The sequence below is a fragment of the Autumnicola aciditolerans genome (genome assembly GCF_041679265.1).
Classification (GTDB): Bacteria; Bacteroidota; Bacteroidia; order Flavobacteriales; family Flavobacteriaceae; genus Autumnicola.
In genome coordinates this window covers 141,889-151,087 of record NZ_JBGFSM010000010.1, presented here as the reverse complement: position 1 = coordinate 151,087, position 9,199 = coordinate 141,889, and the positions used below count along the sequence as shown (strand labels likewise).

The following is a 9,199-nucleotide window of genomic DNA, read 5'->3' as shown; positions in this document are numbered from 1 at the left end:
TAATAAAAAACCTCCAGATAATCAAAAGTTAAGAACTAATAATGAAAAAAGCTGCCTCAAATTAATGAGACAGCTTCGCTTATGCTGTTATCTCTCCCTACTACTCAGCAGATTTCATATTCATATCATCAATCATTTTGTTCACTTCATTCCTGATTTCTTCCCGCACCTGCGGATCTTCCACTTCCTCTAACGCGTCCCTGAAATTATCCAGGGCATCTTCAATATCATCACCTGCCTCGCCAAGATCATCTGAAGCATCTTCAAGATTATCTGCTCTATCTTCCAGCGCATCAGACCGTTCTTCCAGCTGGTCTTCAAGCTTATCGCCCTTCTCATCTCCGCAGGAATAAACTGGTAGAGTTAACAAGGCCAATAATGCTATTTTTAGAAAATTCTTTTTCATAATGTAAATTTTGGTTCACCATCAAAATAGTATTTTCAAGACCTGGTTATACCAATATTGTGTTAAAGTAGCTGATTTTAAGGAAGTTTTGGTGTTTTCTATGATTTAATGGTATATCCTGATGAATATGCAAATTTATTCCTGCTCATTCCCATAGGTATCATATTCCGGGTAAAGAAAATTGTTGTAAGGAAACCTGGTAATATGAATTTTTCGCACCGCCTCGTAAACCTTTTTTCTGAAGTGTTCCATATTTTCTTTTTCTAAGGCTGAAATAAACAAAACATCGTCTCCCAACCTGTTCATCCAGGTTCTTTTCCAATCGGCCAGGGTATTATGTGCCGAAGTTTTTTCAGTAACAAGGTCATCTTCTGCGATTACCTCCGGCTCATACTGGTCAATTTTATTGAATACCATTATGGTAGGCTTATCAGCACTTTTGATTTCATCCAGGATCTGGTTAACAGAATCTATATGTTCTTCAAAATTAGCATGAGAAATATCCACAACATGCAGCAATAGGTCTGCTTCGCGCACCTCATCTAGGGTTCCTTTAAAAGATTCTACAAGCTGTGTGGGCAGTTTGCGAATAAATCCAACCGTATCTGTGAGCAAAAATGGCAAATTGCGTATCACCACTTTGCGCACGGTGGTATCCAGTGTCGCGAAAAGTTTATTTTCAGCAAAAACCTCGCTTTTACTAATCACATTCATCAAGGTAGATTTGCCCACATTGGTGTATCCCACCAAGGCCACTCTTACCAACTGGCCCCTGTTGCCGCGCTGCACCTCCATTTGCTTGTCTATGGTGGCAATCTTCTTCTTGAGAAGGGCAACTTTATCGCGCACAATTCGGCGGTCAGTTTCTATTTCTGTTTCCCCGGGGCCCCTCATCCCGATACCTCCACGCTGGCGCTCAAGGTGCGTCCACATTCCCGCGAGCCTGGGCAGCAAATATTCGTATTGGGCAAGTTCCACCTGTGTCCTGGCGTAACTGGTTTGTGCCCTTTGTGCAAAGATATCCAGGATAAGATTGGTCCTGTCCAGCACCTTACACTTCAGGATTTTCTCTATATTTTTTTGCTGTGCGGGAGAAAGTTCATCATCAAAAATGGCCGTACCAATTTCATTTTCCTCCACAAACTGTCTTACATCATTCATCTTTCCTGAACCGATAAAGGTTTTGGGATCTGGACGGTCCATCTTTTGCGTGAAGCGCTTCAACACTTCGCCCCCGGCCGTATAAGTAAGGAATTCCAGCTCATCAAGATATTCCTCCAGCTTTTCTTCGCCCTGTTCTTTGGTAACTATCCCTATAAGAACTGTCTTTTCGTATTGTAAATCGGTTTTTTCAATCATAAACGCAAAGTTACATAATAGGGAAGAATTAAGATTTTTGTTCCAAATAAATAATTCTTAAAATACCGGGAGTACTTAAGTAATATGGGCTGCAGAACTACATCTTTATTTCTCTCCTTTCAAAATATTAGGCGGGAGCATTATCATAAATGATTACTTCTTTGGGCTCAACAATAAGCATCAGCGATTATCAAGGAAACCCTTTCAAAGAAGCCAGTATTTATTGATTTCTATGAAAACCCTGTTATTAAGGCACATTTTTCCTACATTTATACGGAAAAATAATAATTCTATGAAAAAGATCATCCTGCTCCTTTTGGGGGTTTTCAGCATTCAAAATGCCGCTGCACAAATAGATTTTCCACAAAATGAAGTAAAGCTTAATATCGCAAATACCATTGCTATTGCTTCGGTAGAGCTGGGTTACGAATTATTTATGGACAACAACCAGTCTATAGATTTTGGTTTGTTGTTAAATGACCGTATGAATTATCAATCAGAGAAAGGTTCCCGTAATTTTAAAACCAATAGTTTTAAGATTGGCTACAATTTTTATTTTGGAACAGAGAATTCCGGTTCAGGCTTATATGCGAATCCTTTTGCGAAATTACGCACCGGGGAATTTTCTGAAATCGTGAGTGTAGACGGTGAAGATGTAAAACGAACCACAGATATGTCTGCCTTTATTATTGGTATTGGTGGCGGTTATAAATGGAATTTTAACGACACTTTTGTAATAGGCCCATTTGCAAATCTGGGCCGTAACTTCAGCAATGAAGTGAAAGACCGTTTTTCAGCCATAGAAGTGAATGCCGGCTTAAGTGTGGGATATCGTTTCTAAACATACCATCAGAAGAATAATTTTCAGTAAAAATTTAAACGATGATCTCCAGGCACTGGACAGGACTTTTAAAACCTGAAGAAACAGAAAATTACCTCAGCTATCTCACCGGGGAAGTAATCCCGCACCTGGAAAAACTGGATGGTTTTCTAGGAGCAGGTATTAAAAAGAGAAAATTAGAGAATGGTGTAGAATTTGTCTTTATCTCCAATTGGGCTTCTATGGAAGCTATTAAAGCTTTTGCTGGAGTAAATATTGAAGTGGCCGTAGTTGCCGAAAAAGCACAAAATATGATGCTGGACTTTGATAAAGAAGTGCGGCACTATGAAAATGTAAATTATTAAGAAATAATGAAGATAGAAAAACCGGAAACAATCTTCAGCTTCCGGTTTTTTATACTTCTTATTCCCACATTGGGACGTATCTTTGAAATTCTCAGGCTCACTTTATAAAAACTTTTTCCCTTCAATCAGAGTATTTCAACTGGCAGTTTTACCTATAAAAGCAATTTGCCAGGAAATAGCTATGATGCCGCAGCATCCTTCCAGACCTTGTAGGCAGCAAGATCCTTTTCAATTAAATTAAGGCAAAAAGCAATCACTGCCGCGTCATCCAAATAGCCTATAACGGGAATAAAATCTGGTATAAGATCAATAGGAGAAAGCACATAAAGTAAAGCTCCGCCTATAGAAGCGATAATATTCCAGGGGATCTCGCGATAACTGCCATTGGCATAATCTCTTAACAGTGAAAATAAGATCCTAACATCATCTACATACCTGCTGAGCTTTCCTTTGCTCTCAAACTTGGATTTTATTTTTTCTTCTTTTTCCTGAATTTTATCAAGATCTTCTTCCTGGAATTCACTCTGATTTTTGTTATGCGCTTCTTCGGCTTTTTCTTTAGAAAATATGCTCATGTCTTAGTGGATTTATTAAGTTCTGTTACAAATTCTAAAATAGCAATTTTATTATAGAATAAGATTGCACCATTGTGAATGTTGCCCTATAACATTCTTAAGAATGCGTTAAATGTGAAATGAGCTTATGGTGTTGCGGAAATTTTTTCTGTAACTCTTTCCTTTCACCTAATATAAAATCTTCAAAATCAAATCCGGGAGAAACCGTACAACCCACCAGGGTGTAAGAATCTTCTTCAGCTACTGTGGCCGCAAACCAATAGCCCCCGGGCACTACAAACTGCGGCACCTCTCCCGCAGAGAAATTTTTGCCAATTATAACTTCTGAATGTTCTCCTTCTTCTGAAATGAGGTGCAGGCGTATTGGGGCACCATCGTAAAAGTGCCATATTTCATCCTGCTTAATTTTATGAAATGCTGAAAAAGTACTGGATGTCAGCAGGAAATAAATACAGGTCGAAAAATTCCTCTTACTATCAAAGCCGGGCAAATGAGCTTCTTCAATTTCTTCTTTGCTCCTGTAGGTTTCACGAAAATATCCACCTTCAGGATGAGGCTTTAAATCTAATTTCTTTATGATTTCCCTGGCTTCTCTGGTATTTTTCATTGCGTAAATTAATAATCCGTTTGTAAGTAAAAGCAAATTTTCAGGTAGATATGCTCATCAAATATAAAAGGCTTTTGAAGATTCCGGAAACTCTAAGGCCTTTCATTTATCTATGCCTTATTATTTTAAAATTTTAATCCTATATCCTACATTTACTTCAGAATAGAATGAATTATGAAAGACCTGCACTACCAATTAAGCAATTATAAAATTTCAAACGATCCACATCTTCTGGATGAACAAAATCACCTTTCAGATAAGGTTAGAGCAATACTTGAAGAAATACATACAGATGTTTTTAAGGGTCGCAAATATCTCCTTAAAAAACTCCCGCGCCTTATAGAGCAATATCCAAAAGTGCCGGTTTTTAAGAATCTTTTAGCCACCGTACATCAAAAAAGAGGAGAAACAGGCCAGGCGTTTAAGGCCAACCGCTGGCTGGTAAAAGAGCACCCGGATTACCTTTTTGGAAAACTGAACCTTGCCGCAGAATATTTTGAAAATGAAGAATATGAAAGGATGCCGGAAGTTTTAGGAGAAACCTTAGAATTAAAAGCGCTCTATCCGCATCGCGAAGCGTTTCATATTGAAGAATTTATTGGGTTTTACCAGCTGGCTGTTTTGTACTTTTTATACCAGGACGATATAGAGCAGGCAGAAATACGCTTAGCAGCAATGAAAGAAGTTGCTCCAGATCATGTTAAAACAAAGCAGGCAGAAGAACGTTACACGCACCATATCTATATTAAAGCGGCTGAAAGAAAGGCAGAACAATCTAATCGTGTTCCCGTGGTACCAAACACGCGATCGGAAATACAAACAACCATGCCGCCTTCTTTTCATTTCCCCCTGCAAATGGAATGGCTTTATGAAGAGGATTATGATTTCCCAAAACACAAACTGGAAAAAATTCTTGAACTTGAGCGAAAACCGCTTATAGAAGATTTACAAAAAGTGCTGCAAGACAGCATTGTGCGCCACGATTATTTTGAAGAAAATTATGACGGGGAAGATTTTCAGCTCTTCCCTATTCACGCCACTTTGTTACTCGTAGAATTAAAGGCGGAGGAGAGCCTGGAAAGTTTTTTAGAGCTTTTAAAACAGGATGCAGATTTTATTGAAATCTGGTTTGGCGATCTCATTAATGAGGTTGTAAAAGCTGTGGTACTCGAAATGGGTGAAAGCCATATGGAAGAGCTTTTTAATTTTTTAAAACTCCCTAACCTTTACAGTTTTGCCAAATCTCATATTTCTGAAGCTATAATAACGCTCTTGTCTCAAAAGCCCGAGTTAAAGAATCAAATCCTGCAAAAATACAGGGATCTTTTACATTTTTACATTAAAAAAGACACCGATGTAAATTACGCCGATTCCACCGCCTATGCGCTCGTCATTTCAGATTGCATGGAAGCCGGCTTCAAAGAACTTTTGCCTGAAATTGAACAACTTTATAAGCAGGACCTGGTTGCACTGGATGTTAATGGGAATTTTGAAAAAGTTGAAGAGCATATCCAGCAGCCCAATTTCAAGACAATTGGCTTAAAATTTGCCAAAGCCGATATTTTTGAGAAATACCAAATATGGAAAGAGGACTATGAGAATTATCTCAAAAAAGAATTTGAAGATTTAGATCTTGATGCTGAAGCAATGGATCTATTGAATAATGACTTCAATTTTTACGAAGATGATGAGGATGATTTCTTTCTTAATGATTCTGATGAAGATAACGACGATTTTTACTACCGAAATGAACCTTTGCGCAAAGAAAAAGAGCCGGGCCGCAATGATCCATGCCCCTGCGGAAGTGGTAAAAAATACAAGAAATGCTGCATGAATAAAAAGTAAAAATTCCTTTAAATTAGAAGGCACTCATTAATCGAGGTTTCACCAAAAAAGCGGCATAGCAGAACTACAGGTTGCGCTGATTCTTAAATACGCATTTAGAGACGTGTTACTGAAACCTGTTTAGCCTTTTTTGCAAAGCCCGCCATTGGTAATATTTTTTACCTGCCGCGATAGTCTGGCTACAATTTTACAGGATTCAAGCTTTACATAATTTCTTCTACTTTAACTCGAAATTGTAAAACATTGGTCCAGATAGCTTTTAAGGTAGAAGAGAAATATTAAGGTGATTATTATGGAAATACCTAGTATCTTAAGTTCTTTAATAAACTCCCTCTTTGCCTTCATCTTTATTTGAGCCAGGACTTTCTTTAATTCGCTCTCCTTAATTTTTTCATAGTTTAAACCATCATTTCTAACTTTATCTATGTAGATATTTTCTCTAATATCCTCTTTAAACTTTGGACGGTTAGAATATAGTAATGATTTGTTATGTTCGTGAAGGCTTTTAACCCCTCTGTCCACAGACATCTTTAGTAATTTCTTAAAAGGAATAGATTTCCTTAAGTTAAGAAATTTATTTGTAAAGCTTATTAAATAATAAACTTTTGCGCCTAGATAAAATTTGGCAAGTGAATTCTATTCCATATAATTAAGCTACATTTTTCACCCAAACGCCTGCAGTTACACGCTTCTTTAAACAAGAAGGTTTTATCCCATTTCTCAATACTTATACTCAATACTAATTACTCAGTACTCATTACTAACAGCTACAAGTCAAATTTAATTCCCTGCGCCAGGGGCAATTCGGTAGTGTAATTTATGGTATTGGTTTGCCTTCGCATATAAACTTTCCAGGCATCAGAACCCGATTCCCGGCCGCCGCCGGTTTCTTTCTCTCCACCAAAAGCACCGCCAATTTCAGCGCCCGAGGTTCCTATATTCACATTGGCAATCCCGCAATCTGAACCTTCTACAGAAAGGAATCTTTCTGCCTCTCTTAAATTATTGGTCATAATTGCTGAAGAAAGCCCTTGTTTCACCCCATTCTGGATGGCGATGGCATTTTCCAGGTCGCCGGTATATTTCAGCAGGTAAAGCACCGGAGCGAAAGTTTCCTGCTGAACGATTTTAAATTCATTTCTGGCCTCGGCAATGGCAGGCTTTACGTAGCAGCCGCTTTCGTATCCTTCTCCTTCCAGTACTCCGCCTTCCACGAGAATAGTCCCTCCTTCTTCCACCACTTTTTCTAAAGCCCGTTGGTAGTTTTTTACGGCATCTTTATCTATTAAAGGCCCCACATGGTTTTTTTCATCCAGCGGATTTCCAATTCGTATTTGTTTATAAGCATTCACAATGGCGTCTTTTACCTTCTCATAAACCTCTTCATGAACAATAAGCCTTCGGGTAGAAGTACAACGTTGCCCGCAGGTTCCCACCGCTCCAAAAACGGCCCCTATCACGGTATTTTTAATGTTGGCATCGGGAGTTACAATAATCGCATTGTTGCCCCCAAGTTCCAGTAAAGATTTCCCTAATCTCGCCGCCACTGCCTGGGCCACTATTTTCCCCATTCTTATGGAACCGGTAGCCGAAACCAACGGCACCCGTTCATCTTTTGTTATAAATTCTCCAACTTTAGCATCTCCCGTAATAAGGGAAGAAATTCCCGCCGGCACTCCGTTTTCTTTAAAAACCCTTGCCGCAATGTTCTGGCAGGCAACAGAAGTGAGCGGAGTTTTTTCAGATCCTTTCCAGATGCAGGCATCACCACAAACCCATGCCAGCGCGGTATTCCAGCTCCAAACCGCCACAGGAAAGTTAAAAGCAGAGATCACTCCAACAACACCCAGCGGGTGATATTGCTCGTACATCCTGTGCCCGGGCCGCTCGCTATGCATGGTAAAGCCATGTAATTGTCGCGACAGCCCTACCGCAAAATCACAGATATCTATCATTTCCTGGACTTCCCCCAAACCTTCCTGGTAAGATTTCCCCATTTCGTAAGAAACCAGTTTTCCCAGCGGCTCCTTCAGCCTTCGCAGCTCATCGTTAAACTGGCGTAGCACTTCGCCGCGCCTTGGTGATGGCCATGTACGCCATTCCTTAAATCCCGCCTCTGCCATGGTAATTACCTTTTTGTAATCTTCTTTGGTGGTGGCTTTAACTTTACCTATCAGCTCGCCGTCAACCGGCGAGTAAGAGGCGATTTCTTCCCCACCGCCAAACCAGTCCTCGCCGGTAGAAGTTCCATTATTATTCTCAGAAAGCCCCAGTTCCTTAAGCGCCTGGGAAATCCCAAATTGTTCAGCTATTTTGTTCATTTTTGTGTGGTATTTTAATTTAATGCAGGTCGAAAATATGAAAATTTCAGCCGTTATTCCTCTTCAGCAACAAAACGGCGGTCCACCGGCATTACTTCCCCGCAATGATCACAGGTACGCAATTCCCTGCTTTCATAAAAGTGTTTAAAATGCTTTAAAAAGTCTTTTTCAATATCATTTAACGGGAAATAAACTTCGTACAATTTATGATTACAATTATCGCAAAACCATAAAAGTCCGTCATTCCCTCCTTCATTTATGCGTTTCCGCTCCACTACCAGGCCTATGGAACCCTCTTTGCGCACCGGCGAATGCGGCACTTTTGCAGGATGCAGGTACATGTCTCCCGGGCCTAACTGCATGGTTTTTTTTTCACCGTTTTCCTGCACATGCACCTCAATATTCCCTTCCAGCTGATAAAAAAGCTCTTCGGTTTCGTTATAATGATAGTCTTTACGGGCATTCGGGCCCGCCACCACCATCACAATGTAATCGCCAGATTCTTTATATAAATTCTTATTCCCCACCGGCGGCTTTAAGGTATCACGGTTTTCATCCAGCCAATTATTTAGGTTAAAAGGTTTTTTTATAGCCATTTTTGATATTTTTTGTTCCCTAAAATTAAGCAATCCCAATAAGAAATTCATTATCCAGGCCAATAATGCTTATGGCGCCTGCGGGACACCGCGCTTTCCGCTGCAAGTACGCGCCGCAAAAAAGCGGCTGCGGGCTTTACGCTACAATCGCTGGCGCAAAATTTGGGTAGCAAAGAATTTTTATAGCTTAAGGCTATAGGCTGTAAGCTTTACCATTTTAAGCTTAATACGCTTTTCTCTAACCTCTCCCGCAGAACACGCAGATTTCCGCAGAAGAAATTTTTCATAGTTTTCATTTCTCTCTT

9 protein-coding genes and 1 pseudogene are annotated in these 9,199 nt (G+C 39.7%); 3 read left to right on the top strand and 7 right to left on the bottom strand.

What is annotated here, in order from left to right:
- Positions 1–100 precede the first annotated feature (100 nt).
- Positions 101–406 (bottom strand): hypothetical protein, encoded by a 306-nt coding sequence (locus AB8M93_RS12525; protein WP_373058155.1) that lies wholly within the window; start codon positions 404–406, stop codon positions 101–103.
- 135 nt (positions 407–541) lie between these two features.
- Entirely contained in the window at positions 542–1,765 is a 1,224-nt protein-coding gene (gene hflX / locus AB8M93_RS12520; RefSeq protein WP_373058153.1) for a GTPase HflX, read from the bottom strand.
- A 292-nt stretch (positions 1,766–2,057) separates the two neighbouring features.
- Between hflX and AB8M93_RS12515 the strand changes: the two genes are divergently transcribed.
- Entirely contained in the window at positions 2,058–2,606 is a 549-nt protein-coding gene (locus AB8M93_RS12515; RefSeq protein WP_373058151.1) for a DUF3575 domain-containing protein, read from the top strand.
- A 41-nt stretch (positions 2,607–2,647) separates the two neighbouring features.
- On the top strand, positions 2,648–2,950 hold the full coding sequence (locus tag AB8M93_RS12510; RefSeq protein ID WP_373058149.1) for an antibiotic biosynthesis monooxygenase: 303 nt from the start codon (positions 2,648–2,650) through the stop codon (positions 2,948–2,950).
- Positions 2,951–3,201: 251 nt separating this feature from the next.
- On the opposite strand, the pseudogene AB8M93_RS12505 reads toward AB8M93_RS12510, so the two are convergent.
- Together AB8M93_RS12505 and AB8M93_RS12500 are read right to left on the bottom strand one after the other, a co-directional pair.
- Positions 3,202–3,525, bottom strand: a pseudogene (locus AB8M93_RS12505) (YkvA family protein); the annotation flags it as partial.
- Positions 3,526–3,622: 97 nt separating this feature from the next.
- Complete coding sequence (locus AB8M93_RS12500) at positions 3,623–4,132, bottom strand: cupin domain-containing protein (protein ID WP_373058147.1); 510 nt, start codon at positions 4,130–4,132, stop codon at positions 3,623–3,625.
- 174 nt (positions 4,133–4,306) lie between these two features.
- Between AB8M93_RS12500 and AB8M93_RS12495 the strand changes: the two genes are divergently transcribed.
- Entirely contained in the window at positions 4,307–5,977 is a 1,671-nt protein-coding gene (locus tag AB8M93_RS12495; protein WP_373058145.1) for a DUF1186 domain-containing protein, read from the top strand.
- A gap of 222 nt (positions 5,978–6,199) precedes the next feature.
- Here the strand turns inward: AB8M93_RS12495 and AB8M93_RS12490 are convergent, their stop codons facing one another.
- From AB8M93_RS12490 to AB8M93_RS12480, 3 genes are all read right to left on the bottom strand, one after another.
- Positions 6,200–6,505 carry a hypothetical protein gene (locus AB8M93_RS12490; protein ID WP_373058143.1) on the bottom strand — a complete coding sequence of 102 codons (306 nt, stop codon included), beginning with the start codon at positions 6,503–6,505 and terminating at the stop codon, positions 6,200–6,202.
- 239 nt (positions 6,506–6,744) lie between these two features.
- Positions 6,745–8,298: an L-piperidine-6-carboxylate dehydrogenase gene (gene amaB, locus AB8M93_RS12485; protein WP_373058141.1), complete on the bottom strand. Its 1,554-nt coding sequence runs from the start codon at positions 8,296–8,298 to the stop codon at positions 6,745–6,747.
- 53 nt (positions 8,299–8,351) lie between these two features.
- Complete coding sequence (locus AB8M93_RS12480) at positions 8,352–8,894, bottom strand: 3-hydroxyanthranilate 3,4-dioxygenase (RefSeq protein WP_373058139.1); 543 nt, start codon at positions 8,892–8,894, stop codon at positions 8,352–8,354.
- Positions 8,895–9,199 lie beyond the last annotated feature (305 nt).

What these genes read in the sequence shown, in the direction of transcription:
- AB8M93_RS12500 (WP_373058147.1), bottom strand. Translation starts at nt 4,132, where the DNA reads ATGAAAAATACCAGAGAAGCCAGGGAAATCATAAAGAAATTAGATTTA.
- AB8M93_RS12480 (WP_373058139.1), bottom strand. Translation starts at nt 8,894, where the DNA reads ATGGCTATAAAAAAACCTTTTAACCTAAATAATTGGCTGGATGAAAAC.
- AB8M93_RS12525 (WP_373058155.1), bottom strand. Translation starts at nt 406, where the DNA reads ATGAAAAAGAATTTTCTAAAAATAGCATTATTGGCCTTGTTAACTCTA.
- AB8M93_RS12495 (WP_373058145.1), top strand. Translation starts at nt 4,307, where the DNA reads ATGAAAGACCTGCACTACCAATTAAGCAATTATAAAATTTCAAACGAT.
- hflX (WP_373058153.1), bottom strand. Translation starts at nt 1,765, where the DNA reads ATGATTGAAAAAACCGATTTACAATACGAAAAGACAGTTCTTATAGGG.
- AB8M93_RS12515 (WP_373058151.1), top strand. Translation starts at nt 2,058, where the DNA reads ATGAAAAAGATCATCCTGCTCCTTTTGGGGGTTTTCAGCATTCAAAAT.
- AB8M93_RS12490 (WP_373058143.1), bottom strand. Translation starts at nt 6,505, where the DNA reads ATGTCTGTGGACAGAGGGGTTAAAAGCCTTCACGAACATAACAAATCA.
- amaB (WP_373058141.1), bottom strand. Translation starts at nt 8,298, where the DNA reads ATGAACAAAATAGCTGAACAATTTGGGATTTCCCAGGCGCTTAAGGAA.
- AB8M93_RS12510 (WP_373058149.1), top strand. Translation starts at nt 2,648, where the DNA reads ATGATCTCCAGGCACTGGACAGGACTTTTAAAACCTGAAGAAACAGAA.